Genomic DNA, 25,384 nt, shown 5'->3' on the forward strand with positions numbered 1-25,384 from the left:
GGGCGTTGCTCGCCGCCTTGCTCGTACCCTCGACCGGCGCGACGTTGCGCCGGCTCCGGCTGTTGGTCAGCCCGGACACGGTAGTGAGGTGGCATCGCGACTTGAATAAGCGCCGCCATGTCCGCTTGAGCGTGAACCGTGCGTCCGGACGTCCGCGCACTGTCGCTTCGATTCGCCGGCTCGTCCTGCGCCTGGCAACCGAGAACCCCTCGTGGGGGTATCGACGTATCCACGGTGAACTCGCGCTGCTCGGTGTCGCCACCGCCGCGTCGACGGTGTGGAGATCCTCAAGACTGCCAGCATCGATCCGGCCCCGCGCCGGACGACCGTTACCTGGGCTGACTTCTTGCGTTCGCAGGCCGAGGCGATCCTGGCGATGGACTTCATCGAGACGGTCACGCTGACCGGGCAGCATCAGTACATTCTCGCCGCCATCCACCACGCCAACCGGTGTGCATGGATAGTCGGCACCACCGCACACCCCACCCACGCATGGGTCATCCAGGTCATTCGCAACCTGCTCATGGACCTCGAGGACACAGGACACCTCGCGCAGATCAAGTTCCTCATTCGTGACCGCGACGCCAAATACCCCGCGTTGACCCCCAAAATCCTCGGCACCGCAGGAATCGCTTCGGTGCCGACCGGTGTCCGGATGCCCCGCATGAACGCGATCATGGAACGCTGGGTGAAGACCCTTCGCGTCGAACTGCTGGACCGCACTCTGATCTGGAATCAGGCCCATCTGCGGCACGCGCTGCGTGCGTACGAGCGGCATTACAACGAGCACCGCACCCACCGATCCCTCGCCGCCGCAGCACCTCTGCGGGCACGGCCCCAGCCCCTTGAACCCGACCAGATTGAACGCCTCACGATAGACCGACAGGTCCGTTTCGGCGGAGTCATCCACGAGTACCGCCATGCTGCTTAATCTGCATGGATGCGGTTTTCGGCACGCACAGGGCTGGCGTCGCGGTTTGGCGACCTTGGCGGCAGGGTTGGACCGCTCGTCGATCAGTTCGTCGTTGACGGCGTGCCGGTAGAGGCAGCGCGGTGCGGCGATGAGGTGTTCGGCGGCGGAGTTGCCGTTGCGGGTGTTGCGCCGCACGGTCAGATTGGCCCTGATGTGCTGGACGAGCCGCTGGATGTCGGTGGGGCTGCGGTCGCTCAGCGAAATGTTCGCCCATTGGTCCAGCACGCGGTTCCAGTACGGGGTGTACGCGCGGCGGGTGCCGTCGCTGACCGCGGCGGAGACGACCGGGATGTACTCGCCGAACGTGGGTGCCGGTGGCCTCATGGAGTTGAGCAGGTCCTCGGCGGTCACGCCCATGCGGTCGAGGACCAGGCGTGCGGCGTCGAGTTCGGCTTGCGTCGGTGCGCCGGTCACGCCTCCTCACCACCTGGCAGGACGCGCAGCAGCAGGTCGTCCAGCGCGACGGGTGGGAACACCGTCACGGTCTGGCGGTCGAGGTGGGTCAGAAGGAGCACCCCGTCGCCGCAGCTCACGCCCGCGGCGCGGCGGGCGTCTGCTGGTAGGCGGAGGTAGCCCTGCTTGGTGGGGTGGAAGACGCCGTGCGGGTCGGCGGTGATGACCAGCAGGCCGTCGTGCTCGCGGATGTTCAGCCTCGTGCCCGCGTTCCAGTCCAGCGCGGCCGTGGTGTGCCGGTCGGCGAGGCGGCCGCGCTGGTCCACGGTGGCCATCCGGTATAGGACGTTCGTCAGCCTGGGCGGCCGGGACGCCGGGACGGCGATCAGCGGGAGAGGCTGGGCAATGGCGCGGGTCAGGGCGTCGGACGCCTTTTCCGACGTCGTGTCCGGGACGATCGGGCGGATGTAGGAAATCGTCATCGAACGCCACCTGCAGGTGGCACGGAAACGCAAAACAGGTGCTCAAGTGGACTTGAGCACCTGCCACGTAGACGTCGCAAATTTGCGACATTTTGGTGTCCGAGGGGGGACTTGAACCCCCACCCCCTTTCGGGGACTAGCACCTCAAGCTAGCGCGTCTGCCATTCCGCCACCCGGACGTATTCAGTTCTGCCTCGGCTCGCGCCGTGGTGTGTCCATAGATTACATGATCGTCGCCGCCCGCCAAAATCGGGGTGTCATGGACGGGTTTGCGCTGGTGGGGACATGTGGACGGGGACGAGGGCTAGGGTCGTCGGATGCCTGAGGTGATGGCCTGGTTGATGGACTCGGACCCTGCGTTGCGGTGGCAGGTGCAGCGGGATCTGGTGGGGGAGCCTGAGGCTGTGTGGCGTGCCACGCGGGAGCGGGTGGCTGTGGAGGGGTTCGGGGCTCGGCTGCTTGCCGCTCAGGGAAGCGATGGCATGTGGGCGGGTGGGGCGTTCTTCCCTGCCGGGTTCGACGGGGCCGGGGAGGGTGGACAGCCTTGGACGGCTACGACCTGGTCCTTGAGTTCGTTGCGGGAGTGGGGGCTTGATCCTGCCGTGTTGCGGAAGCGGCGGACCGTCGAGTTGCTGGACCAAGGGTGTCGGTGGGAGTACCGGGACCTGCCCTACTGGGGTGGGGAGGTGGACTGCTGCATCAACTCGTGGACCTTGGCCAACGGGGTGTGGCTCGGGGCGCCTGTCGAGGGGATCGCGGAGTGGTTCGTCGAGCACCAGCTTGAGGACGGTGGGTGGAACTGCGAGTGGGTCGAGGGGTCGGTGAGGTCGTCGTTCCACTCCACGCTCAACTCGTTGAAGGGGTTGTTGTTTCACGAGTTGGCGACTGGTGGCACGGCGGCTACGCGGGAGGCTCGTCGGCGGGGGGATGAGTACCTGCTCGCGCGGCGGCTGTGCCGGCGGTTGTCCACCGGGGAGGTCGTGGGGGAGTGGGTGGCCGAGTTCCGGTCGCCGTTTCGGTGGGGGTACAGCGTGCTCAACGCCATGGACTACTTCCGGGCCGCGGGGGTGAAGGATCCGCGGATGGAGGAGGCCGTCGGGATGATCCGCGACGCTCGGCAGGTCGATGGGACGTGGTTGCAGGCCGGGCGGCACGCGGGGCGGGTGTGGTTCGAGGTCGACGTGCCTCGTGGGGAGCCGTCGAAGTGGCTCACGTTCTACGCCCTGCGGGTGTTGAAGTGGTGGGAGAGCTAGATCCAGCCTCGTGCTCGGGCGAAGCGGGCTGCCTCGTGGCGGTTGGAGGCGCCGGTTTTGCCCACTGCCGAGGAGAGGTAGTTGCGGACGGTGCCCGGTGAGAGGGAGGCGCGGCGGGCTATTTCCTCGATGGGGGCGCCTTCCAGGGCGAGTTCGAGGACGTCTGCTTCGCGTGGGGTCAGGGGGCTGTCGCCGGCGCTGATGGCTTCGGCGGCGAGGGCCGGGTCCACGTAGCGGCCGCCTCTGTGGACGGTGCGGACGACTGTGGCGAGGACGTCCGAGGAGACGGTTTTCGGGAGGAAGCCCCGGACGCCTGCTGCCAGTGCTCGTTTCAGGTGGCCCGGGCGGCCGTGGCTGGTGACGATCATCGTGGAGCAGGTCGGGAGGTCGGTGGCCAGGGACTGGGCCACCGAGACGCCGTCGAGGTCGGGCATCTGCAGGTCGATGACGGCCACGTCCGGGCGGACCACTCGGGCGGTGGCGAGGGCTTCGGCTCCGGTGGCGGCTTGGGCCACGACCTCGAGGTCGTCCTCCAGTGACAGGAGTGCCGCCATGGCGCCTCGGATGAGGTGCTCGTCGTCTGCCAGGAGGATGCGGATCACGGGAGCTCCACGGTGAGGACGAAGCGGTTGGGGGCTTCCGGGGCCGCGGTCACGGTGCCGCCGAGGGCCGCTACGCGTTCGCGCAGGCCGGTCAGGCCGCTGCCGAAGCGGAACGGTCCGGGGCGGGCGCCGTCGTTGGACATGGTGAGGACCTTGCCGCGCAACGTGATCGTGCACGTCCTGGCTTCGCTGTGGCGCAGGACGTTGGTGACGCCTTCGCGGACCGCCCAGCCCAGGGCGCCTGCCGGTTCGCCGCCGAAGGTGACGTCGCCGATCACCCGGCAGTCGATGCCCGCGGAGCCCAGCAGGGAGCGGGCGCCGGCCAGTTCCACGGAGAGGTCGGCGGTGCGGTAGCCGCTCACGACGGCGCGGAGCTCGTCGAGGGAGTCCTGGGCTATGCGGCGGACCTCGAGCATCTCGTCGATCGCCGTGTCACGGCCGCGGCGCGCCAGTTGGGCGGCGAGGTCGGCTTTCAGGGCTACGACGGAGAGGTTGCGGCCCACCACGTCGTGCAGGTCGCGGGCGAAGCGGAGGCGTTCCTCGGCCACGGCGAGGTTCGCGCGGACCTCGCGGGAGCGGTCGAGCTCCCAGACCAGGCCGAGCATCCACAGGGTGGTGCGGAAGGCGAAGGCCAGGAACAGCACCATGACGCTGCTGGCGACCGCGTGACCCATGGGTGCGGTGAGGAACAGGAACCCGATCGCGGCCGCGGACACCACCGCGAGCGGGCGGGTGGGGCGCAGGGCGGACAGGGTGGTGATCGTCAGCACCAGGAACATCACCGCGATGCCGTTGGCCGGGCTGTCGATCCTGCCGGGCGACGGGTGCGGGTAGGTCAGTTCGGCGACCAGCAGGACGGCGCTCGTGTACGCCACGTACAGCACCAGCAGGCGGCCGGGGAACGTGGTCCTGCCCAGGTAGTGCTCGATGCCGAGGTGGGCCAGGCGCAGGCTCAGCGCGAGGTGGAGCAGCACCGCCGCGGAGGTCGCGACCACCGCGGCGGTGCTGATCTCCTCGGCGATGCCGATGATCAGCAGTGGCGGCAGGAAGAAGTAGGCGAGGTAGAACGTGGCGCGGACGAAGAAGTCGAACCGCGCCGCGTTGCCACGCGACCGCCACCAGCCGAGCAAGCTCACCTCCGAGGGTCCCACCGGAAATACCGCTGCACAGCGTAGGTCCCCAGGCCGATCCACACCGCCAGGACGATCAACGGCCGCAGCACCGGGCCGTCGGCCCAGCCGGCGCGCAGCAGGTCGAGGACCGGCGTGAGCGGCAGGTACGCCAGCACCTTCGCGAGGGGCTCGGGCAGCACGTCCAGCGGGAACATCATCCCCGAGCCGAAGAAGCACGCCGTCAGCACCGGCAACGACGTCACCTGCGCCATCTCCACGGTCCGCGTGAACGCCGAGGAGGCCGCCGCGAGCAGCGTGAACGACGCGATGCCGCCCAGCACACCCAGCAGGATGAACCACGGCCGCTGCGGCAGCGGGACGCCGACGACCACGGCGACGACGACCGAGAACAGCAGCATCTGCCCCAGCGCCACCACGAGCGAGGGCAGCGACGCGCCGAACAGGATCTCCGGGTCGGTCAGCTCGCCGACGCGCAGCCGCTTGAGCACCAGCTCCTCCCGCCGCGCCACGAACGTCGTGACGAGGTTGTAGTACACCGCCATGAGCAGCGAGAACCCGATCAGGCCCGCGATCAGCGGCACGCCGCTCGCGTTCACCGAGATCAGCACCGGCACCAGCAACAACGGCATCAGCAGCGAGTTGAACAGCGCGGTCCGGTTGCGCCAGAACAACTTCAGCTCCGCCTGCCCGATGGCCACGGCCCTCATGCCGCCTCCTCCGCGATCGCCAGGAACGCCTCCTCCAGCGACGCCGAACGGGCGTCCAGACCGGACAGTGCGACGTCGTTCGAGTGTGCCCAGGTCAGCAGCTCGTGCAGCGTCGACTGCAGGTCGTTGGTCCGCACGGTCACGCGCCCCGACGAGTCCGCGTCGGCCACGACGGGCAACGGGACCCCGGAAGGCGGCACGAACGAGATGCGCGACGGGTAGGCGTCGACGACCTCGGACACCGTTCCCTGCGCCACGATCCGGCCGCGGTGCATGATCGCGAGACGGTCGGCCAGCTCCTGCGCCTCCTCGAGGTAGTGCGTCGTCAGCAGCACGGTCACGCCCTCGCGCAGCAGCGTCCGGATCAGCTCCCACGTGTTGCGCCGGCTCTCCGGGTCCAGCCCGGTCGTCGGCTCGTCGAGGAACAGCACCTCCGGCTTGCCCAGCAACGCGAGCGCCAGGTCCAGCCGCCGCCGTTCACCGCCGGACAGCTGCTTCACCCGCACCGACGCGCGGTGCTCCAGGTCGACCAGCGCCAACGCCTCCGCCACCGGACGCGGCGACGTCAGCGTCCCCGCCCACATCCTCGTCGCCTCGGACACCGTGAGGTCCGGCGGGAAACCGCCTTCCTGCAGCATCACCCCCACGCGCGGCCGGACGACCGCGCGTTCGGTGAACGGGTCGTGCCCGAGCACGCGCACGGTCCCCTCCGCCGGACGCGACAGCCCTTCCACGACCTCCACCGTCGAGGTCTTCCCCGCTCCGTTCGTGCCGAGCAGCGCGAACATCTCGCCCCGCTCGACGTCGAAGGACACGCCCCGCACGGCCTCGAACCCTCCGCTGTACCGGCGCGTCAGCCCACGCACCTCGATCGCTGTCATGCCTCAACGATCTCGGCGGGCACCGGCGCGCGGCAGTGCCACGACACATCAGTTCCCCATGACAGATGTCATGCGGGCCAGCTCGCCCCGGAACTTGCGAGCGTTGGATTAAGGTCGTAATCTAACGGTCGTGCCAAAACGCGCGGACCCGGTCGAACGGCGTCAGCAGGTGGTCGCCGCCCTCTACCGGGTGGTCGACGCCGAAGGGCTGGACGCGGCGAGCCTGCCGCGGATCGCCCGCGAGCTGAACGCCACGACGGGCTTGCTGCAGAAGTACTTCCGCAGCAAGGACGAGCTGCTCCTGTTCGCGCAGGACCAGCTCGTGGAGGAGCTCACCACGAGCGTGCAGGCCGTCCTGGCGCAGGAGGGGAGCCTGAAGGACCGCCTGCACAAGGCGTTGTGCGTCATCGCGCTCGTGGACGACGCGGCGCGCGCACGGGTGTGGCTGGCGTTCGCGGCGCGGGCGGCTGCCAATCCCGTGTTGCTGCAACGGCACGTGGAAGGCGCATGGGTCATCAGGGACCTGTGCCGGCGGATGCTCGAAGCGGAGGGGCTGGACGGCGGGGAGGCCGTCGGGCTCGCCGCGCTGGTGGACGGGGTGACGGCTCAGCGCGCCCTGGAGCCAGAGGTGATGACGGAGGACGTGGCGGAGCGGGTGATCGGCCGCCACCTCGAACGACTGTGGGGGAACGAGTGACACTGGGGTTGGTGGCGGCGCTGGCGGGGCTGGCGCTGCTGGATTCGACGAGCATCGGGACGCTGTTCATCCCGATCTGGCTCATGCTCACGCCGGGACGGCTGCGCCTCGGCCGGTTTGCCGTGTACCTCGGCACGATCACGGTGTTCTACTTCGCCGTCGGGATCCTGCTCGTGCTCGGCGCCTCGAAGGTCGTCGACCACCTCGACGGGCCGGTCGCGCTGTGGATCCAACTGGTGATCGGCGTGTTCCTCTTCGTGATCAGCTTCCGCTTCGACAGCAAGAAGAAGCTGGACACCGCGAAGTGGCAGAACCGCGCGAACGGGCCGACACCGGCGCTCGCGGGGGTCGCGGTGCTGGCGGGTGTCGTCGAGCTCGCGACGATGCTGCCCTACCTGGGCGCGATCGGGATGATGAGCTCCGCGGACCTGCGCCCGGCGCAGATCGGGCTGCTGCTCGCCGGGTACTGCCTGGTCATGATCGTGCCCGCGCTGCTGCTGCTCGGCGGGCGGCTGGCGCTGCGGCACCGGGTCGACCCGTTCCTGACGAAGATCAGCACCTGGTTCGCCGAGAAGGGCGCGAGTGCGACGGGGTGGATTCTCGGTATCGCCGGGTTCCTGGTCGCGCGCGACGCCGTCGCGCGGCTGTTCTTCCTGTGAACCACTTGGTCCGGTTGGCTGAACGACCCGGTTTCGTTTTCCTCCTACACTCGAGAGGATGACTCAGCCGGGCGATCCGCGCAGGTCTGTCCCGCGTGAGCTGGCGCCGTTGCTCCGGATGGAAGTCACGCCGGTCGCGGTGAGCATTTTCGAGGCGATCGAGGAATCCATTCCGGAATACACGCCGTTCCGGGAGAACGTGGTCGACGGAATCCGGCAGGCGTTGGTGAAGTTCGTCGACCGCATCGCCTCGCCGGAGTCCGAACCCGATCCGCACGACGACATCCACCGCAAGCTCGGCGCGTGGGAGTTCCAGTCCGGGCGCAGCCTCGACAGCCTGCAGGCCGCCTACCGGATCGGTGCGCGGATCGCGTGGCGGCACGTCTGCGCGTTCGCCGAACGGCGTGAGCTGTCGCTGCGCCTCATGTCGGCGCTGGGCGAGGCGATGATCGCCCACGTCGACGAGCTCGTCAGCCTGTCGGTCGAGGGGTATGCGGCCGCCCAGGCGAGCGCGGCGGGCACGCTCGAACGCAAGCGGCGCAAGCTGGTGGAACTGCTGGTCGGCGATCCGGCGGCCGGCCGGCAGGCCGTGCTGGAGGCGGCGCACGCGGCGGCGTGGCCGTTGCCGGACCGCCTCGCCGCCGTGGCGCTCGAACCGTCCGCCGCGCCCGCTGACGACCTGCCGGCCGACGTGCTGGTCGACTTCGAGGACGCCGCCCCGTACCTGCTGGTGCCGAACCCGGTCGCGGTGGCGCGCTGGGTCCGCGGGGCCCTGCCGGGGTGGCGGGCCGCGGTCGGGCCGCCGGTACCGCCGGAGCAGGCACGTGCGTCGCTGGCCTGCGCACGCCGGGTGCTCGCGCTGTCGGGTGAGGGGGTGCTGCCGGACCGGCCGGTGCTGGACTGCGCCGACCACCTCGTCGAACTCACCGTGCTCGCCGACGAGTTCCTCGCCCGGCAGCTGGCCGAACGCGCGCTGGCGCCGCTGGCCCCGCTCACCGAACGGCAGCGCACGAAGCTCGCCGAGACGCTGCTGGTGTGGCTCTCGGCCCGCGGTGGCGCGCCCGAGGTCGCCGCCCGGCTGCAGGTGCACCCGCAGACCGTGCGCTACCGCGTGAACCAGCTGGACGAACTGTTCGGCGATCGGATGCACGACGCCGAACAGCGGTTCACCCTCGAACTGGCGCTGCGCGCGCACTATTTGTTGCTGCGCGGCTGATAAAAAGCGGGAAGTCATTTCGCATGCAGATGACAAAAGCACGTTTTCGCTTGCCTCCCGGAATGCGGCGCGGTTACTTTACTGACGGGTAAAGCAACGCCGCCTTCTTGCAGTTCACTGTCGTACTCAGGAGGTCCCTGCAGATGAAGACCGGACTTTTCACGCGCGCCGCCGCGGTGGTTCTGGTTGCCGGAGCGCTGGGCGTGGCCACGGCCGGCACGGGTTCCGCCGCGCCCGCCGAGCTCAGCCTCACCTACTCGTGCCAGTTCTCCGTCGCCGGCACGCACGACGTCCCCTCCGTGATCAGCTCGCCGAACATGCCGGACTCCGCCGCCGTCGGCGTTCCGACGGAGCCCGCCTCGGCGTCGGTCACGTCCACCGTGTCCGACTCCGTCCGCAACACGCTGTGGTGGATCGGCGGCCGGTCGGTCGACGGCACGCTCACCACGACCATCGCCGTGGACAACGCGGGCAGCGTCCAGACGCAGACGTCGACGCTGACCATCCCGAACACGCCGGTGCCCTCCTCCGGCACGTTCCAGGTCGTCGCCACCGGCACGTTCCCGGCGCTGACGCTGCCCAACGCCGGCACGACCTCGATCAACCTCGGCAACGCGGACCTCGCCCTGACCCCGCGCCAGGCGAACGGCGACCCGACGTGGATCGGCGTCGTGCACGTCCCCTGCACCGTCAAGGCGGGCCAGCCCACCAAGTTCCACGAGTTCCAGGTGGCGTAGCAGCCGTCCCGTGATGGGATGGCGGCCATGGAGCTGCAACAGCTGGTGGACCGCATCGCCTCCGAGGTCACGCCAGGTGGCGCCGTAGCCGACTACATCCCCGCACTCGCCAGGGTCGACCCGCACGCCTTCGGCCTCGCCGTCGCCACCCTCGACGGCGAGGTCTTCGGCGCGGGCCGGCACGAGCGGCCGTTCTCGATCCAGAGCATCTCCAAGGTGTTCACGCTGGCTCTGGCCCTCGCCGAGGACGACGACGTGTGGACGCGCGTCGGCCGCGAACCGTCCGGGTCGCCGTTCAACTCGCTGGTCCAGCTCGAGACCGAGCAGGGCATCCCGCGCAACCCGTTCATCAACGCCGGCGCCGTCGTCGTCACCGACCACCTCGGGCCCGGCGCCTCCGACCGGTTGCTCGAGTTCCTGCGCCGGGAGAGCGGCAACCCGGGCATCGACGTCGACCCCGAGGTCGCCGAGTCCGAACTGGACCACAGCGACCGCAACCGCGCGCTCGCCCACTTCATGGCGTCCTACGGCAACATGCGCAACCCCGTCGACGTCGTGCTGCGCGAGTACGTCCGGCAGTGCTCGATCGCGATGAGCTGCACCGACCTGGCCAAGGCGACCCTCTTCCTCGCACGGCACGGCGTCCGCAACGACGGCACGCGGCTCCTCGGCGTCAGCGGTGCCAAGCGCGTCAACGCCGTGATGCTCACCTGCGGCACCTACGACGCCGCCGGCCAATTCGCCTACCGCGTCGGCCTGCCCGGCAAGAGCGGCGTCGGCGGCGGCATCATCGCCGTCGTCCCCGGCAGGTGCGCGATCTGCGTGTGGAGCCCGGCGCTGGACGCACGCGGCAACTCCGTCGCCGGTGTCGACGCTCTGGACCGTTTCACCACTCTCACAGGCTGGTCCGTGTTCTGACGGGTGGTAGGAAGGCGGGGTGAGCACAACGGGGAACGCATTGGCACTGGCGCAGGACGAGGCCGTGACGCTGGTCAGCGAGCTGATCAGGATCGACACCACGAACACGGGTGATCCGGCGACGGTCGTGGGCGAGCGCGAGGCCGCCGAGTGGGTGGCGGAGAAGCTGTCCGAGGTCGGCTACGAGACCACGTACGTCGAGTCGGGAGCGAAGGGCCGGGGCAACGTCATCGCCCGCCTGGCGGGAGCCGATCCCAGCCGCGGGGCGCTGCTGGTCCACGGCCACCTCGACGTCGTGCCCGCCGACGCCTCCGAGTGGTCGGTGCACCCGTTCTCCGGTGCCGTGCAGGACGGCTACGTGTGGGGCCGCGGCGCCGTCGACATGAAGGACATGGTCGGCATGACGCTGGCCCTGGCCCGCCACTTCAAGCGCGAGAACATCGTCCCGCCGCGCGACATCGTGTTCGCGTTCCTCGCCGACGAGGAGGCGGGCGGCCTGTACGGCGCGAAGTGGCTGGTGGAGAACCGGCCGGAGCTGTTCGAGGGCGTCACCGAGGCGATCAGCGAGGTCGGCGGGTTCTCGATCACCCTCAAGGACGACGTCCGCGCGTACCTCGTCGAGACCGCCGAGAAGGGCATCCGCTGGCTCAAGCTGCGGGTCAAGGGCACCGCGGGCCACGGCAGCATGATCCACCGCGACAACGCCGTGGCGAAGCTCGCCGCCGCCGTCACCAAGCTCGACCAGCACCGGTGGCCGATCATCATCCGGCCGTCCGTCCGCGAGTTCCTCGACGGCGTCACCGAGATCACCGGCCTCGAGTTCCCCGACGACGACGTCGAGGGCTCGATCGGCAAGCTCGGCGCGCTGTCGCGGATGATCGGCGCGACCCTGCGCGACACGGCCAACCCGACGATGCTCTCCGCCGGCTACAAGGCCAACGTCATCCCGTCCACGGCCGAGGCCACTGTGGACTGCCGCATCCTGCCGGGCCGCGAGGAGGCGTTCGACCGCGAGCTGGCCGAGCTGCTCGGCCCGGACGTCGAACGCGAGTGGGTCGGCCTGCCGCCGGTCGAGACGACCTTCGACGGCGCCCTCGTGGACGCCATGACGGCGTCGATCACCGCCGAGGACCCCGGTGCCCGCGTGCTGCCGTACATGCTCTCCGGCGGCACGGACGCCAAGTCGTTCCAGCAGCTCGGCATCCGCAACTTCGGCTTCGCGCCGTTGAGGCTGCCGGCCGACCTCGACTTCTCCGGGCTCTTCCACGGCGTGGACGAGCGCGTGCCGGTCGACGCGCTTAAGTTCGGTGTCCGCGTGCTGGACCGTTTCCTGCGCAACAGCTGAGGAGGACGCCGTGTCCGCTGTGGACCTGACCGGTCAGGTCGCGCTCGTCACCGGCGGCGCGGGCGGGATCGGGGCCGCGGTGGCGCGGCGTCTGGCCGAGCTCGGCGCCCGCGTGGCGGTGCTCGACCTCGACGCCGCGGGCGCGCAGCGGGTCGCGTCCGCGGTCGGCGGCATCGCCGTCGCCGGTGACGTCGCCGACCCCGCGACCATGCCCGCGGTCGTCGCGCGGGTCGAGTCCGAGCTCGGCCGGCTCGACGTCGTCCTGCTCAACGCCGGGATCGGCGGCGGCCAGACCGGGGTGGACGCCCTGGACGTCGACCGCTACCGCAGGCTGGTCGGCGTGAACGTCGACCACGTCGTGTACGGGGTGTGCGCGGCCGTTCCGGCGCTGCGGCGGCAAGGCGGCGGGAAGATCGTGATCACCGCGTCGCTCGCCGGTCTCACCGCGATGTCCTCCGACCCGCTCTACACGCTGACCAAGCACGCCGTCGTCGGGTACGCGCGGGCGGCGGGCGCCGCGCTGGCGGGGAGGGCATCACGGTCTGCGCGCTGTGTCCCGGCTTCGTCGACACGTTGCTGCTGGGCGCGGCGAAGGAGGAGTTCGACGCCGTGGAGTTCCCGCTGCTGACGCCGTCGGACGTCGCCGAGGCGCTGCAGTCCGTGCTGGCCGGGGGGCAGCCTGGGGAGGCCTGGACCATCCAGCCCGGTGGCGGGGCCTCGGCGTACCGCTTCCGCGGTGTTCCGGGCGTCGGTGGCGGACAGCTGCCGCCCGATGTCGTGCTCGGCCGCGTTTAGGGCGTGTCCGGAACCGTGTTGTCTCGTTAGGACGAACAGACGACACGGCGAAAGGACTGCGCATGGTGCGACTGGAGGACGGGACCGAGCTGAACGTGGTGCGCGCGGGCGACCCCGAGGCACCGGTGACGGTTGTGCTGGCCCACGGTTACGCGCTCGACCACCGCTCCTGGCACAAGGTCGTCGAGCAGCTGGCCACCGACTTCCAGGTCATCGCCTACGACCACCGCGGCCACGGCGGATCCGGCGCCGCCACCAGGGAGACGGCCACGATCGAGCAGCTCGGCGACGACCTGGGCGAGTTGATCGAACGGGCCGTGCCGCAGGGGCAGATCGTGATCGCCGGGCACTCGATGGGCGGCATGGCGGCGCTCGCGATGGCCGAGCGCCGGCCGCGGCTGTTCCGGCAACGGGTGCTGGGCAACGTGTTCGTGTCCACGGCGGCGAGCGAGATGTCCGAGACGTCGCTCGCCTGGCCCAAGGCGCTCGGCAAGCTCGTGCGGGAGCTGGAACGGGCGTTCGGGCCGATCGTGCGGGCGGTGCGGGAGAAGATCGAGCCGACCAAGACCGCCGGTCTGCGGTGGTGGCTCTTCGGCGACGAGCCGGCGGACGAGGACGTGGAGCTCACCGCGGACATGGTGTGGGGGCACTGGCCGGAGACGATCGCGCTGTTCCGTCCCGCCGTGGACCGCTACGACCGCGAGGCCGGGCTGACCGTGGCGGGGGAGAAAGCCGTCGTCGCGGTGGTCGGGGACGAGGACCGGCTGGTGGCCGAGTCGGACGCGGCCAAGTTCGGCGGAACGTCGGTGATCCTGCCGGACGCGGGCCACATGCTGCCCCTGGAGCGGCCGTCCGAACTCGCCGACCTCATCCGGGAGGTCGCCGCCAAGGCGTAGCCGGTGCCGCGGTGCCCGGAAGCGGGGACGATCGGTCCGAACGGACGAGCGACCCGATGCCGTGGTGGTGGAGGATCAGCCGGCGCGACCTCAGCGCCCCGCCGCACTGATCGTGGAGGACCGGTGCAGTACCTGGAACCGCGGACGGACGTGCCCGCGAAGGACGACTGGTCCACCGGCTTGATCCTGCAGGACCTGCGCTGGGGTGCGAAGGCCCTCGGCGGCATCGCGCTCGTGGCGGCGGGCGGGGCGGTGACGTGCTGGTTCCTGCCGTCGTCGCCGGGCAACACCGGTGCGCTGGTGGTGCTGGCGTTGGTCGCGCTGCTGTGCGCGCTCGGGCCGTTGATGTACCGGTCGGAGACGAAGGCCGAGCGGCGGGGACTGCTGGAGCGGCCGTGGCGACGCGTCCCGGCGGGGGTGGCGGAGGACCAGCAGGACGCGACCGACCGCCTGCTGCTCGACGGGCTGGTGCTCAAGGGCTGGTTCGAGGACCTGCCGGACATGGTGCTGCACCGGCGCGAGGTCTTCGTCTGCGGGCCCGACGCCGGCGGCAGGGCGGTCGTCCGGGTCGCCGGGTTCGCCAAGATGGCCAACGCCGAGGTCGACACGGGGGAGTACCCGGCGCGCGAACCCGAGGAGCGGCCGCTCGGCCGGCCGCTGGACGACCCCGCGACCGCGAAGGCCTGCGGAGGTCTGCGGTGGGGAGTGCGGTCGTGGCTGTGGTCGGCGGTGCCCGCGGGGCTCGGCGGCCTGGTGGTGGCGCTGAGCCTGTTCCCGCTGGCGCCGGCCGGACTGGTGGTCGGCGGCCTCGTCCTGGCGGTGGGGCTGCTGGGCGTTCCGACGGCGGTCGAGATCAGCCGCTGGTACCGGGACGCGGTGAGGGCGGTGGAGAACTCGGCGCAGTGGACGCCGGTGCCGATCACGCTGTTCCCGTGGCAGCCCAACCAGCACGTCGCCGGGCTCGCGGAGATGCCCGGCGGACTCGCGCTGGTGCAGTTCGTCATCCCGGACCTGCACGTCGTGGCGAACATCGCCGACACGGGTGTCATGTGGATCGCCGGCACGCACGGCGACGTGATCGCGGTGGGGGTGCCGAGGGTGCCGGTACTGACGTTCGCCGCGGTCCAGCCGGATCGGGACGTCCCGGAGGAAGACCCGATCCCGTGGATCCAGCGGCTGCGCCAGCCCGACTTCAGCGGCCTGCCGCGGTAGACCGGCGCCGTCCCGGCGGGCGGCCGAAGAGCCGCACGTGCTCGTCGACCAGCCAGTCCTTGAGCGGCGCCCACTCCGGGTGGTGGTTGAGGACCAGCAACCGGTGCATCCACCAGTTCGGGTCGTCGTGGCGGGGGAACGCGGCGAGCCACGCGGCCCTGTCCGCCACCGGCAGCCCCCAGAGGTGCTCGAGCTGACCTTCGGCGTCCGTGTCGAGCTGGGCGGTGACCTTGCCGTCCTCGGTGTGCCATTCCGCGCGCAGCTCGCGCAGAACGGCTATGGCGCGTTCGTCTCCTTCGTCAGCCGTGACCACGACTGTGTGCAGCCCCTGCGCCGCGGCTTGCGCGAGCAGGGCCCTGGTGGACGTTTCGTCGTGCGGCAGTGCGCTGTGAGCGACCCCGACTTCGTGCGGCACGAGCTCCATGACCCCGAATCTGATCACATCTGCAACAAGTTAGACGAATTTTATTACTTCAGTGTTGACTGATAAGTCATCCGCCTCGGACGAGGCCCCCGCCGTTGCGCGAACGTTGTTGTAAGGCTCCCGGACACCGACACCTCACAACGTTTCCGCACTACAAAGGCAGCGGAAGGGAAAAGGTGAGGGGTGTTGTTCAGCAGAGTGGCCTCGGCTCGACGCCGGGAAAGTAGTGCTCCCAGTGACGAGTGGACAGGTGCGCCGTCGTAGTGGCGCACACGCGGGTCGCCGTGGCTTCCACGTCGAGGTCCCAGACGCGGACGGTGCGGTCCGCGCCGGTGGTCGCCAGCGTGCGGTTGTCCGGCGCGAAGGCCAAGCCCCACACCCGTTCCGTGTGACCGTGCAGCACTGCCCGGAGCTGGGGGTTCCGGGCAGTGCGCACGTCCCACACGCGGACCACGTCGTCGGTCGTGCCGGCCGCGACGAGGGTGCCGTCGGGGGAGAAGGCGAGGCGCTGCAGCGCTCCGCCGTCGTTGGGCAGGGAGCCGAGCTTGCGCGGCTGTGCGGGATCGCTGATGTCGTACAGCGCGCCGCTCGCTCCCTGGTTCGCGAACGCCATCACGGTGCCGTGGATCACGACCGTGAAGACCTCTTCCTGCCCGGCCTGCCCGCCGCGGCGGATGGGGCTCGGGTTGTCGTCGGTCTTCAGCACCGGGTGGGCCCGCGGCCTGGCCGGATCGCTGACGTCCCACAGGTGCAGCTCGCGACTGCCGTTCGCGATCACGGCCGTGCGGTCGTCCTGGGAGAGCTCGACCTGCCACACGGTGGCCGCCCGAGGAAGGGCGAACCTGCCCGCTTTGACGGGGTTGCGCGGGTCGGTGACGTTCCACAGCCCCACCTCGCCGGTCTCCTCGGCGGCGACGAGCAGCGTGCCGTCGTGGCTGAAGGAGGCGGAGACGATCGGGGCGGCGAAGGTGATCGCCCGGCTGAGCTCGCGCGGCCGGGCGGGGTCGCTGACGTCCCACAGGGCCGCGCGGGCCGTGGTCGAGGAGAACAGGACGTCCCCGGCGGGGCTGACGTCGACCGTCTGCCCCTCGTCGTCCGGGACGGCCTCGGGAAGGGTGGAGAGCTCCTCGGCGTGCCGGTCCTCGGGCCGCCACAGCTTGATGGCGCCGTCGGAGGAGACGGTCGCGAAGTAGCGCCCCTGCCGGTCGTAGTCGAGCTTCCACGCCGTCTGCTCGTGCCGCGGGTAGGTGAGGTTGTGCAGGTCGAGCACCCGGACGTCGGTTTCGCTGGCCGCCATGACCATGTGGCGCGAGTCGGAGCTGAACGTCGCCGAGACCAGGGCGTCGTCGTGTCCGCCGAGCACGGCGGCGAGCCGGACGTCGCGCGGATCGCTCACGTCCCACAGGCGGGTGCTGCGGTCACCGCCGCCACTGGCGAGGAACCTGCCGTCGGGGGAGAAGGTCACCGCGTGGACGGAGAAGGTGTGTCCGGCGGCGAAGCCCAGCGGTGCGGGGGCGCGCGGGTCGGTGACGTCCCACAACCGCACCTCGCCGTTGTCCGCGCCCGTGGCGGCGGTGCGGCCGTTGGGGGAGAAGGCGACGCCGTCGACGTGGACGTCACCGGGGACCGGGTCGATCGTGGAGAGCAGCGCGCCCGTCGCGAGGTCCGAGAACTTGACGGTGCCGTCCCACGAGGCGGAGCCGACGCGGGTACCGGTGGGGTCGATCGAGATGCCGTGCACGTTGCCGGTGTGGGCCTGGATGGTGCGGACCGGGCTGCCGGACACGTCCCACACCCTGATCGTCCCGTCCTCGCCGCCGCTGACCAGCGACTTGCCGTCCGGGGTGAACTCCACGGCCTGCACCTGGCCGTCGTGGCCGGTCACGCGCACCTTCTCGACCGGCCTGCGCGGCTCGGTGACGTCGACGAGGCGGATGACGCCGTCCCAGCCGGCCGTGGCGATGGTTCGGCCGTCCGGGCTGAACGCCATGCCGTGGGTGGCGTGCTCGCCGGCGCGGACGCGGCCCAGCTCGGCGGGGTGGTTCGGGTCGGTGAAGTCCCAGAGGATGAGCATCCGGTCGTCAGCGGCGGTGGCGAGGAGCTTGGTGTCCGGGCTGAACACGGCGAACGACGCCGGCTCGTCGTGGCCGCTGACGATGGTGACCTGCGGTGCGGAGAACGTGCTGAGCAGGCTGTCGCGGGCCGCGGGCAGGCCGGTGAGGCGGTAGGCGGCCAGCCTCAGCCGGCTCGCCAGGCCGGGGTCGCGCTGCTGCAGCGCGGCGGCGTCGGAAATGGCCTTCTGGGCCAGTGCGATAGTGCGCTGCTCAGTGGTCTGGCGCTGCGCGCGCACGGCGAACACCGTTGCGGTGGTCGCCACAAGCAGAAGTACGGCGAGAAGCGCGACCACGCGGCGCAGGGTGGTGGTGCGGCGTTTCTCGGTGGCCAGTTCGTGGTCGGTGGCGGCCTTGCTGGCCTCCAGGAACGCCTTCTCCTCGGCGTTGAGCGCGTCCGGGTCGCGTTCGGCCCAGTCGGTGGCCTGGGTGAGCGGTGCGCCCCGGTAGAGCGAGCCGGGATCGCGGCCGTGCGCCTCCCAGTCCGCGGCCGCGGCGGTGAGCCGGCGGTGCACACGCAGGTCGTCGCGTGCCTCGGCGAGCCAGTCCCTGAGGCGCGGCCAGCCGCGGATGACGGCTTCGTGGCTGATCTCGACGCTGTCGTCGTCGACGGTGAGGATGCGCGCGGCGGCGAAGTGCTCGACGACGTCGTCGGCCGCGAGTTCGGACCGCCTGGCGTGGCGTTTGGTGTCCTCGGTGCCTTCGCCGGGGGTGACCAGTCGCAGCAACACCTGCCGGGCGCGGGCCTGCCCACGCCCGTCGAGGCTCGTGAAGGCGGTCTCGGCGGTGTTGGCGATGGCGCGGGGGATGCCGCCGCTCTCGTGGTAGCTGGCGAGGGTGAGGGTGTTGCCCCGCTTGCGCTGCCACGTCTCGAGCAGCGCGTGGCTGACGTGGGGGAGCACGCCGGGTTCGCCGGTGGCGTCGGCGACGAGGCGGGCGACGAGCCCGGTCTCGAGCGCGCAGCCGACCTCGACGGCGGGCTGGGTGATGGCCTTGCGCAGCTCGTCGGTGGTCATCGGCCCGACCAGGACCTGGGCGTCCTCGACGGCCCTCGCCAGGCCGGGGTAGCGGGCGCAGTGACCGTAGAAGTCGGCTCGCAGGCCGAGGACGGTCCGGTGCTCGCGGCTCGTGAGCTCCGCGATGAACTCGTCGCGGTGGGGGAGGGAGAAGACCCCCTCGAACTGGTCGACGACGAGCAGGCCGTCGGTGGCCGGGAGCGTCCGGTGGGTGCCGGGTGTGATCAGCTCCCCGGGCACGCGGGCGAGCAGACCGGCCCTGAGCAGCGAGGACTTGCCGGATCCCGACGCGCCGACGACGAGCACGGTGTCGTGGTGCTCGAGCTTGCCCAGTAGCTTGCCGACGAGCCGTTCGCGGCCGAAGAAGCGGTCGGCGTCGGCCTCGGTGAAGGCTTTGAGGCCCACGTAGGGGGAGTCGTCGCCCCGCGCCGGCGCGTCCGTCCTGTCGATCCCGCGCCAGCGCTGCTCCCAGGACTCCTCGTCGCCGCCGCAGGCCCGGACGAACGCGAGCGTGACGGCGAGGCTCGGCAGCCGCTCGCCGCGGGCGGCGTCGGCGAGGGTGCTGGCGGAGTAGTGGCTGAGCCTGCCGAGTTCGCGGTAGCCGGGGGAGCCGGCCTTCTCGCGGAGCTTGCGCAGGTCGAACGCGAACTGCTGGACCGGACCGGCGAACGGGTCGAGCGGTTTTTCCGGGCGGGGCATGGCGGCGAGTCTTCCACCCGCCTGTTCTGCGACAGTCTCTATAGTTTCAGTGTTGACTAAAACAAACCAAAATCCGGTTCTCACCTTCACCAGAGAGATACAAGGTCTCAAAGGCAACGAGGAGAGAACCCCAGCGTTCGGTACCGGTGGCGGGCGGCAGGGCGGCGACGGCATCATAACGGCTGGTGAAGGCCGCGCCGGCGGTGATGGAGAGCTCGAACGCGAGTGTGCTCGCCGCGTGGTCGCCGAGGTCGGCCGCCGCCCGGAGAGAGGCGGCACGGTCGTGCGCGACCTGCTCCCAGTCGGGGTAGTGGGCCTTCCCGGCGGGGCTGAAGGCGAAGCGGACGACGTTGCGCTCGTCGCCGAGGCCGGAGATCGTGCGGAACGTCTCAGTGCACGCGAGGACGTCACCCGCCGGGTCGAGCACGGCGGCCGCGGTGGGTGCGAGGGCGTCGAGCAGTGCCTGGACGGTGGGCCGCAGCGGTGGCGGCGGGGGAGGGGAGCAGGTGCTGCCGGCCTTGACGAGGCGGTACAGGTGGATCCGTTCGTCCGCGGTCATCCCGAGCGCGTCGGCCAGGGCGGCGAGGACCTGGCCGGAGGGGGAGCGGTCGGTGCCGCGCTCGAGTCGGGTGAGGTACTCGACGCTGATGCCGGCGCGGTCGGCGAGCTCGCCGCGGCGCAGGCCGGGGGTGCGGCGGCGGCGTTCGGTGGTGGGAGGTGCGGTGGCTTCGCGGCGGGCGCGCAGGAACCGGCCCAGTGCGTTGTCGGCCATGATCGGCGAGTCTAGAGGGACCCTGAACGGGCCTGGTTGCGTCCGGCCCGCGCGGTGATGCTGTGGATCATGCGATACCGACTGTTCGGCCGGACCGGCCTGCGCGTGTCCGAGGTGCTGCTGGGCACCATGACGTTGCGTTCGGAGGACCTCGCCCGCCGCGTGGTCGACGCCTACGCCGAGGCCGGTGGCAACTTCCTCGACACCGCCTCTGCCTACGGCGAGAGCGAGGAGGTGCTCGGAGCCGTGCTGGGGCGGCGGGACCGGTTCGTGCTGGCGACGAAGTACGCGTTGTCGCGTGACGCCGGGGACCCGAACGCGGGCGGCAACCACCGCAAGAACCTGGTGGCGTCGCTGGAGCGGTCGCTGCGGCGGTTGCGGACGGACTACGTGGACGTGCTGTGGGTGCACCTGTGGGACCGGCACACGCCGGTCGAGGAGACCATGCGGGCGCTGGACGACCTGGTGCGGGCGGGGAAGGTGCTCTACGTCGGCGTGTCGGACGCGCCGGCGTGGTTCGTGGCGCGGGCGAACACGCTGGCGGAGTGGCGGGACTGGACGGCGTTCTCGGGGCTGCAGGTGCCGTACAACCTGCTGCGGCGCGACGTGGAGCGCGAGCTGCTGCCGATGGCGTCGGCTCTGGGGCTGACGGTGGCGGCGTGGGCGCCGTTGGCGGCGGGGAAGCTCTCGGGTGGTACGCAGCGGTCGGGGCAGCTGACCGAGGGGGAGGAGCGCGCGGCGCGGGCCGTGCGGGAGGTCGCGGACGAGCTGGGGACGACGCCGGCTCGGGTGGCTCTGGCGTGGGTGCGCGCACGCGGGGTGTCGCCGCTGGTGGGGGCGCGGACGCCGGAGCAGGTGCGGGACTGCCTGGGCGAGGTGGTGCTGCCGCCGGAAGCGGTCGCGCGCCTGGAGGCGGCGGCCCCGTTCGAGCGGGGCTTTCCGGCGGACTTCATCGCGGAGTGCGAGCCCTCCGCGTTCGGTGACGTGGTCGTCGTCAGGTGATGAGGCCGGGCACCAGGGAGGGCTGGCGCTTGCGGCGGAGCCAGACCTTGCGGGAGCCGTCGCCGTAGAGCAGCGTGCGGGAGAGTTCCCAGCCCGCGAACTCGGCGTGGATGGCCAGCTGCGTGGCCGCGGTGCGGCGGGAGATGCCGGGCGGCAGACGCAGCGGCCGGTACTCCCAGTCTCCGTCGATCACCCCTTCGTTCATGGCGAGATCACCTGTACCCCTCCGTTGTCGCCGGACGTGACCGTGACCCGTCCGGATTCCTGGTCGACGCTGACGGTGTTGGGCTGGCGCACGGTGGGGAACCGGTGCTTCTCGGTCGGTTCGCCACCGGCGACGTCCAGTCCGACGACCTCGTTGCGCTCGGTGAGCGTGACCCACGCGATGTCGCGCTTGCCGTCGTAGGCGATGCCGTAGGGCGTGCCGGGCAGGGGGTAGCGCTGCCGCATGATCAGCGGGTTGACCGAGAACGCGATGAACTCGCCGCCGCGGGTGTCGACGACGAGCAGGCGGCCGTAGCGGTCGGGGACGCCGTTGGTGGCGCCGTCACCCGCGCGCAGGCCGGCGCCGCGGGTCGGCGCGCCCTTGTCGTCGGTGGTCATCTCGAAGACCGCGCTGCGCAGCCTGTCCAGTTCGACCTTGCGGCCGTTGACCTGGAACTCGAGCGTGGTGCCGCCCTCGGTGAACGTGCCGCCGGGCGTGATCTCGCCGGGCGGGGTGCCGTTCTGGGCGGGGGAGAGGGCGGGCTTGGCGGCTTCGAGGACTTCGGCCACCTGCAGCGGGTCCTGCGTCCCCTCGCTCTGGCCGCACGCTGTCAGCGTGGCGGTGGTCAGGATCAGAGCAGCGAGCCGGCGCAAGATCGGGTCCTCCTGGAGCACGTCGTGGACTTCCAGGATCCACGACGTTCGGTCGGAGGTCACGCAAGGGGTGGGGTGAAACTCGTCGCGGAACCACTCATTTATCTCTATTATTTCAGTGTTGACTAAAATCAAACACTCGACGCGGCAGTCGAACGAGCAACAACCCGAACAAGCGCCAAGAGCAAAAAGTCAGGGCATCGGTCGTTCGGGGTAGCCGAGTTCGATGGCGCTGACGTCGTCGAGGGCGGCCCGGATCGCCGGGGGCAGGGTGAGCTGCTCGGTCTCGAGCGAGGCGAGGAGCTGGTTGGTGTCGCGGGCGCCGACGACGGGGGCGACGACGCCGGGGCGGTCGCGGACCCAGGCGAGGGCGACGCACAGCGCGGAGGTGCCGAGTCCTTCGGCGGCGGTGGCGACGGCTTGGACGATGCGGGCGGCGCGGTCGTTGCGGTGCTGTTCGACGTAGCCGGCGAAGTGGGCGGAGGCGCCGCGGGAGTCGGCGGGGGTGCCGTTGCGGTACTTGGCGGTGAGCACGCCGCGGCCGAGGGGTGCCCACGGGAGCAGTCCGAGGCCGTGGTGCCGGGCGGCGGGGGCGACTTCGCGTTCGATGCCGCGTTCGAGCAGGGAGTACTCGACCTGGGTGGAGATGAGGGGGTGGGTCGAGGGGGTCATGGCGGCGGTGGCGAGTTGCCAGCCGCTGTAGTTGGAGATGCCGGCGTAGCGGACTTTGCCGGAGGTGATGGCGTGGTCGACGGCGGAGAGGGTTTCCTCGACGGGGACGTTGGCGTCCCAGGCGTGCAGTTGCCACAGGTCGACGTGGTCGACGCCGATGCGGCGCAGGGATCCGTCCAGTGCGGACAGCAGGGCGCCGCGGGAGGCGCCGCCGCCGAAGGGGCCTTCGGTGCGGCGGGCGACGGCTTTGGTGGCGAGGACGAGTTCGTCGCGGGGGACGATTTCGCCGAGGAGGGCGCCGAGGATGCGTTCGGCTTCGCCTTCCGAGTAGACGTCGGCGGTGTCGACGAGGGTGCCGCCGGCGTCGGCGAAGGCCATGAGCTGGGTTGCTGCCTCGTCCGCGTCGGTGTCGCGGCCCCACGTCATCGTGCCCAGCGCCGTCCTGGAGACGCGGAGGCCGCTGCGGCCGAGGTATCGCTGTTCCACGTGCGCGATGCTAAGGGGTGATCATCGTGTGAGCCTGGCAATCGGTGTTACTGACCGGTAGGGTCTTGCTGCGTGAAGCTCGGATTGAACCTCGGATACTGGGGCGCCGGCAACGACGCCGCGAACCTTGAGCTGGCCAAAGAGGCCGACCGGCTCGGCTTTTCGGTGGTGTGGGCCGCGGAGGCCTACGGTTCCGACGCGCCGACGGTGCTCGCGTGGGTGGCCGCGCAGACCGAACGCATCGACGTCGGTAGCGCGATCTTCCAGATCCCGGCGCGGACGCCCGCGATGGCGGCGATGACGGCGGCTACTTTGGACACGTTGTCGGGCGGCCGGTTCCGGATGGGCCTGGGTGTGTCGGGTCCGCAGGTGTCGGAGGGCTGGCACGGTGTGCGGTTCGACAAGCCGCTGGCGCGCACGCGTGAGTACGTGGAGATCGTGAAGCGTGCTTTGACGCGGGAGAAGCTGCGTTTCGAGGGTGAGCACTACACGTTGCCGTTGCCGGATGGTCCTGGCAAGGCGCTGCAGTTGACGGTGCACCCGGTGCGGGAGCGGATCCCGGTCTACCTGGCGGCGGTGGGTCCGAAGAACCTGGAGCTGGCGGGCGAGATCGCGGACGGGTGGCTGGCGATCTTCTTCTCGCCGGAGTTCTCGGCGGAGTCGCTGGCGTCGGTGAGGGCGGGCCGGGAGAAGGCCGGCAGGTCGATGGAGGGTTTCGACGTCGTTCCGACGATGCCGCTGGTCGTGGGGGAGGACTGGAGGGCGTGCGCTGATCCGGTTCGGGCGTACACGGCGTTGTACGTAGGCGGTATGGGGTCGCGCAAGCAGAACTTCTACAACAACCTGATGGTGCGGATGGGTTTTCCGGCTCAGGCGGAGGAGATCCAGGAGAAGTACCTGTCGCGGGACTACGCGGGTGCGATGGCGGCGATCCCGTTGGAGTTCCTGGACGCGACGGCGTTGCTGGGGTCGAAGGAGCGCATAGCAGACAAGATGAGGGCTCTTGCGGCGGCGGGGGTCACCACGTTGTCCGTTTCGCCGATGCTGCAAGATCTGGAGCAGGGGATCGCGGGCCTTCGCACCGCGGCCGAGGCTCTGGATCTGGCAGGAGTGGGTAGTTGAGCTGGTTGCAGGCTCTGGTCCTCGGACTGGTCCAAGGATTAACGGAATTCCTGCCGATTTCCAGCAGTGCGCACCTGCGCATCACGTCGACGCTGTTCTTCGGCAACGACGCGGGCGCTTCGTTCACCGCGGTGATCCAGTTGGGTACCGAGGTGGCGGTGCTGATCTACTTCGCCAAGGACATCGGGCGCTTCATCAGCGCCTGGTTCCGCGGCTTGTTCAGCGCCGAGGCGCGCAAGGAGAAGGACTACCGGCTCGCCTGGTACGTGATCATCGGTTCGGTGCCGATCTCGGTTCTGGGGTATCTGCTGAAGGACGAGATCCGGACGTCGGCGCGGAACCTGTGGATCACGGCCACGATGCTGATCGTGTTCGGTGTGCTGCTGGGTTTGGCGGATCACCTGGCGAAGCAGCAGCGTGACGAGTTGCGGATGAAGGACGCGGTCGGGATGGGGTTGGCGCAGGCGCTGGCGCTCATTCCGGGTGTGTCCCGTTCGGGTGGGACGTTGACGGCGGGGTTGTTCCTGGGGCTGACGCGGGAGGCGGCGGCGCGGTATTCGTTCCTCCTGGCGATTCCGGCGGTGTTCGGGGCGGGGTTGTTCTCCATCCCGGATGTCCTGGAGCGGTCGGGTGAGGGTGTTCAGGCGTCGATTCCGCAGATGGTGGTGGCGACGCTGATCTCGTTCGTGGTGGGGTACGCGACGATCGCGTGGTTGTTGAAGTACGTGTCGAAGCATTCGTATTCGGCGTTCGTGTGGTACCGGATCATGCTGGGCATCGTGGTGATGGGGCTGCTGTCGATGGGGTTGTTGCAGCCGATCTAAGGTGGGTGGCGTGGCCACGGTGATCCTGCTCCGACATGCTCGTTCGACTGCCAACGGTTCCGGTGTGCTCGCCGGGAGATCGTTGGGTGTGGGGTTGGACGAGCGGGGGCGGGCGCAGGCGGCGGCTCTGGTGGGGCGTTTGAAGGACATTCCGGTCAGCGCGGTGGTGTCGTCTCCTCTGCAGCGGTGTGAGGAGACGTTGGCGCCGTTGCTGGCCGATCGTTCTTTGGAGGCGGTGGCGGAGCCGGACCTGTCCGAAGTGGACTACGGGGCGTGGACCGGCAAGGCGTTGAAGGACCTGTACGACGAGCCGTTGTGGAAGGTCGTGCAGCAGCATCCTTCCGCTGCTGTGTTCCCCGATGGGGAGGGTTTGGCGCATGTGCAGGCTCGTGCGGTGGCGGCGGTGCGGGCGCATGATGCCCGTGTTTCCGAGGAGCACGGTCCTGGTGCTGTGTGGGTGTTGTGCTCGCACGGTGATGTGATCAAGGCGGTTTTGGCG

At 70.3% G+C, this 25,384-nt stretch carries 27 protein-coding genes and 1 tRNA gene; 16 read left to right on the forward strand and 12 right to left on the reverse strand.

What is annotated here, in order from left to right:
• Positions 1–676 precede the first annotated feature (676 nt).
• The gene (locus L6E10_RS34195; protein ID WP_236224423.1) at positions 677–931 is read left to right on the forward strand and encodes a transposase; all 255 of its coding nucleotides are present in this window, start codon (positions 677–679) and stop codon (positions 929–931) included.
• Positions 932–1,383: 452 nt separating this feature from the next.
• Here L6E10_RS34195 and L6E10_RS34200 read toward each other — a convergent pair whose 3' ends face one another.
• On the reverse strand, positions 1,384–1,848 hold the full coding sequence (locus L6E10_RS34200) for a hypothetical protein (RefSeq protein ID WP_236224279.1): 465 nt from the start codon (positions 1,846–1,848) through the stop codon (positions 1,384–1,386).
• A gap of 93 nt (positions 1,849–1,941) precedes the next feature.
• Positions 1,942–2,027: transfer RNA gene (locus tag L6E10_RS34205), tRNA-Leu, on the reverse strand.
• Between the two features lie 138 nt (positions 2,028–2,165).
• On the opposite strand from L6E10_RS34205, the gene L6E10_RS34210 reads away from it, so the two are divergent.
• Entirely contained in the window at positions 2,166–3,101 is a 936-nt protein-coding gene (locus L6E10_RS34210; protein ID WP_236224280.1) for a squalene cyclase, read from the forward strand.
• Here the strand turns inward: L6E10_RS34210 and L6E10_RS34215 are convergent.
• The 4 genes from L6E10_RS34215 to L6E10_RS34230 are packed head-to-tail and all read right to left on the reverse strand — an operon-like array spanning position 3,098 to position 6,424.
• Positions 3,098–3,703 (reverse strand): response regulator transcription factor, encoded by a 606-nt coding sequence (locus L6E10_RS34215; protein ID WP_236224281.1) that lies wholly within the window; start codon positions 3,701–3,703, stop codon positions 3,098–3,100. The genes L6E10_RS34210 and L6E10_RS34215 overlap by 4 nt on opposite strands.
• Positions 3,700–4,839: a sensor histidine kinase gene (locus tag L6E10_RS34220; protein ID WP_236224282.1), complete on the reverse strand. Its 1,140-nt coding sequence runs from the start codon at positions 4,837–4,839 to the stop codon at positions 3,700–3,702. The genes L6E10_RS34215 and L6E10_RS34220 overlap by 4 nt, the downstream gene beginning before the upstream one ends.
• Positions 4,836–5,543 (reverse strand): ABC transporter permease, encoded by a 708-nt coding sequence (locus L6E10_RS34225; protein ID WP_236224283.1) that lies wholly within the window; start codon positions 5,541–5,543, stop codon positions 4,836–4,838. The genes L6E10_RS34220 and L6E10_RS34225 overlap by 4 nt, the downstream gene beginning before the upstream one ends.
• Positions 5,540–6,424, reverse strand: coding sequence for an ABC transporter ATP-binding protein (locus L6E10_RS34230; RefSeq protein WP_236224284.1), 885 nt, complete (start codon positions 6,422–6,424; stop codon positions 5,540–5,542). Before L6E10_RS34230 ends, L6E10_RS34225 begins: the two co-directional genes overlap by 4 nt.
• Before the next feature lie 130 nt (positions 6,425–6,554).
• Here L6E10_RS34230 and L6E10_RS41020 point away from each other — a divergent pair, with 130 nt between their 5' ends.
• The 10 genes from L6E10_RS41020 (at position 6,555) to L6E10_RS34280 (ending at position 14,899) form a co-directional block, all read left to right on the forward strand.
• Positions 6,555–7,121 carry a TetR/AcrR family transcriptional regulator gene (locus L6E10_RS41020; RefSeq protein WP_236224285.1) on the forward strand — a complete coding sequence of 189 codons (567 nt, stop codon included), beginning with the start codon at positions 6,555–6,557 and terminating at the stop codon, positions 7,119–7,121.
• Entirely contained in the window at positions 7,118–7,780 is a 663-nt protein-coding gene (locus L6E10_RS34240; RefSeq protein WP_236224286.1) for a GAP family protein, read from the forward strand. Before L6E10_RS41020 ends, L6E10_RS34240 begins: the two co-directional genes overlap by 4 nt.
• 58 nt (positions 7,781–7,838) lie before the next feature.
• Positions 7,839–8,996: a CdaR family transcriptional regulator gene (locus tag L6E10_RS34245; protein ID WP_236224287.1), complete on the forward strand. Its 1,158-nt coding sequence runs from the start codon at positions 7,839–7,841 to the stop codon at positions 8,994–8,996.
• 143 nt (positions 8,997–9,139) lie between these two features.
• Positions 9,140–9,733 (forward strand): DUF6801 domain-containing protein, encoded by a 594-nt coding sequence (locus tag L6E10_RS34250; RefSeq protein ID WP_236224288.1) that lies wholly within the window; start codon positions 9,140–9,142, stop codon positions 9,731–9,733.
• A gap of 27 nt (positions 9,734–9,760) precedes the next feature.
• Entirely contained in the window at positions 9,761–10,651 is an 891-nt protein-coding gene (locus tag L6E10_RS34255) for a glutaminase (RefSeq protein ID WP_236224289.1), read from the forward strand.
• A gap of 19 nt (positions 10,652–10,670) precedes the next feature.
• On the forward strand, positions 10,671–11,996 hold the full coding sequence (locus tag L6E10_RS34260; RefSeq protein WP_236224290.1) for a M20/M25/M40 family metallo-hydrolase: 1,326 nt from the start codon (positions 10,671–10,673) through the stop codon (positions 11,994–11,996).
• A gap of 10 nt (positions 11,997–12,006) precedes the next feature.
• Complete coding sequence (locus L6E10_RS34265; RefSeq protein ID WP_236224291.1) at positions 12,007–12,624, forward strand: SDR family oxidoreductase; 618 nt, start codon at positions 12,007–12,009, stop codon at positions 12,622–12,624.
• The gene (locus L6E10_RS34270; RefSeq protein WP_236224292.1) at positions 12,606–12,791 is read left to right on the forward strand and encodes a hypothetical protein; all 186 of its coding nucleotides are present in this window, start codon (positions 12,606–12,608) and stop codon (positions 12,789–12,791) included. The genes L6E10_RS34265 and L6E10_RS34270 overlap by 19 nt, the downstream gene beginning before the upstream one ends.
• Before the next feature lie 62 nt (positions 12,792–12,853).
• Positions 12,854–13,687: an alpha/beta fold hydrolase gene (locus tag L6E10_RS34275; protein WP_236224293.1), complete on the forward strand. Its 834-nt coding sequence runs from the start codon at positions 12,854–12,856 to the stop codon at positions 13,685–13,687.
• A gap of 123 nt (positions 13,688–13,810) precedes the next feature.
• Positions 13,811–14,899, forward strand: coding sequence for a hypothetical protein (locus L6E10_RS34280; protein WP_236224294.1), 1,089 nt, complete (start codon positions 13,811–13,813; stop codon positions 14,897–14,899).
• Here the strand turns inward: L6E10_RS34280 and L6E10_RS34285 are convergent.
• The 3 genes from L6E10_RS34285 to L6E10_RS34295 all read right to left on the reverse strand — a co-directional run bounded on the left by L6E10_RS34285 (position 14,880) and on the right by L6E10_RS34295 (position 19,921).
• Positions 14,880–15,323 (reverse strand): hypothetical protein, encoded by a 444-nt coding sequence (locus L6E10_RS34285; protein WP_236224295.1) that lies wholly within the window; start codon positions 15,321–15,323, stop codon positions 14,880–14,882. The two genes, L6E10_RS34280 and L6E10_RS34285, sit on opposite strands and share 20 nt — an antisense overlap.
• A 190-nt stretch (positions 15,324–15,513) precedes the next feature.
• Positions 15,514–19,149, reverse strand: a complete 3,636-nt coding sequence (locus L6E10_RS34290) for a hypothetical protein (protein ID WP_236224296.1) — start codon at positions 19,147–19,149, stop codon at positions 15,514–15,516.
• A 46-nt stretch (positions 19,150–19,195) separates the two neighbouring features.
• Positions 19,196–19,921 carry a helix-turn-helix domain-containing protein gene (locus L6E10_RS34295; protein ID WP_236224297.1) on the reverse strand — a complete coding sequence of 242 codons (726 nt, stop codon included), beginning with the start codon at positions 19,919–19,921 and terminating at the stop codon, positions 19,196–19,198.
• 69 nt (positions 19,922–19,990) lie between these two features.
• Here L6E10_RS34295 and L6E10_RS34300 point away from each other — a divergent pair, with 69 nt between their 5' ends.
• Positions 19,991–20,923: an aldo/keto reductase gene (locus tag L6E10_RS34300; protein WP_236224298.1), complete on the forward strand. Its 933-nt coding sequence runs from the start codon at positions 19,991–19,993 to the stop codon at positions 20,921–20,923.
• Here the strand turns inward: L6E10_RS34300 and L6E10_RS34305 are convergent.
• From L6E10_RS34305 to L6E10_RS34315, 3 genes are all read right to left on the reverse strand, one after another.
• Complete coding sequence (locus L6E10_RS34305) at positions 20,916–21,128, reverse strand: DUF5703 family protein (protein WP_090101055.1); 213 nt, start codon at positions 21,126–21,128, stop codon at positions 20,916–20,918. The two genes, L6E10_RS34300 and L6E10_RS34305, sit on opposite strands and share 8 nt — an antisense overlap.
• Positions 21,125–21,844, reverse strand: a complete 720-nt coding sequence (locus L6E10_RS34310; RefSeq protein ID WP_236224299.1) for a YncE family protein — start codon at positions 21,842–21,844, stop codon at positions 21,125–21,127. The genes L6E10_RS34305 and L6E10_RS34310 overlap by 4 nt, the downstream gene beginning before the upstream one ends.
• A 129-nt stretch (positions 21,845–21,973) precedes the next feature.
• Positions 21,974–22,939: an aldo/keto reductase gene (locus L6E10_RS34315; RefSeq protein WP_236224300.1), complete on the reverse strand. Its 966-nt coding sequence runs from the start codon at positions 22,937–22,939 to the stop codon at positions 21,974–21,976.
• A gap of 72 nt (positions 22,940–23,011) precedes the next feature.
• Here L6E10_RS34315 and L6E10_RS34320 point away from each other — a divergent pair, with 72 nt between their 5' ends.
• From L6E10_RS34320 to L6E10_RS34330, 3 genes are all read left to right on the forward strand, one after another.
• Positions 23,012–24,061 carry an LLM class F420-dependent oxidoreductase gene (locus tag L6E10_RS34320; RefSeq protein ID WP_236224301.1) on the forward strand — a complete coding sequence of 350 codons (1,050 nt, stop codon included), beginning with the start codon at positions 23,012–23,014 and terminating at the stop codon, positions 24,059–24,061.
• Positions 24,058–24,885 (forward strand): undecaprenyl-diphosphate phosphatase, encoded by an 828-nt coding sequence (locus L6E10_RS34325; protein WP_236224302.1) that lies wholly within the window; start codon positions 24,058–24,060, stop codon positions 24,883–24,885. Before L6E10_RS34320 ends, L6E10_RS34325 begins: the two co-directional genes overlap by 4 nt.
• Positions 24,886–24,895: 10 nt before the next feature.
• The coding region (locus L6E10_RS34330; protein WP_236224303.1) for an MSMEG_4193 family putative phosphomutase at positions 24,896–25,384 on the forward strand (489 nt) is incomplete at its 3' end.

Source organism: Lentzea sp. CC55 (assembly GCF_021056325.1).
Lineage (GTDB): Bacteria > Actinomycetota > Actinomycetes > Mycobacteriales > Pseudonocardiaceae > Lentzea > Lentzea jiangxiensis.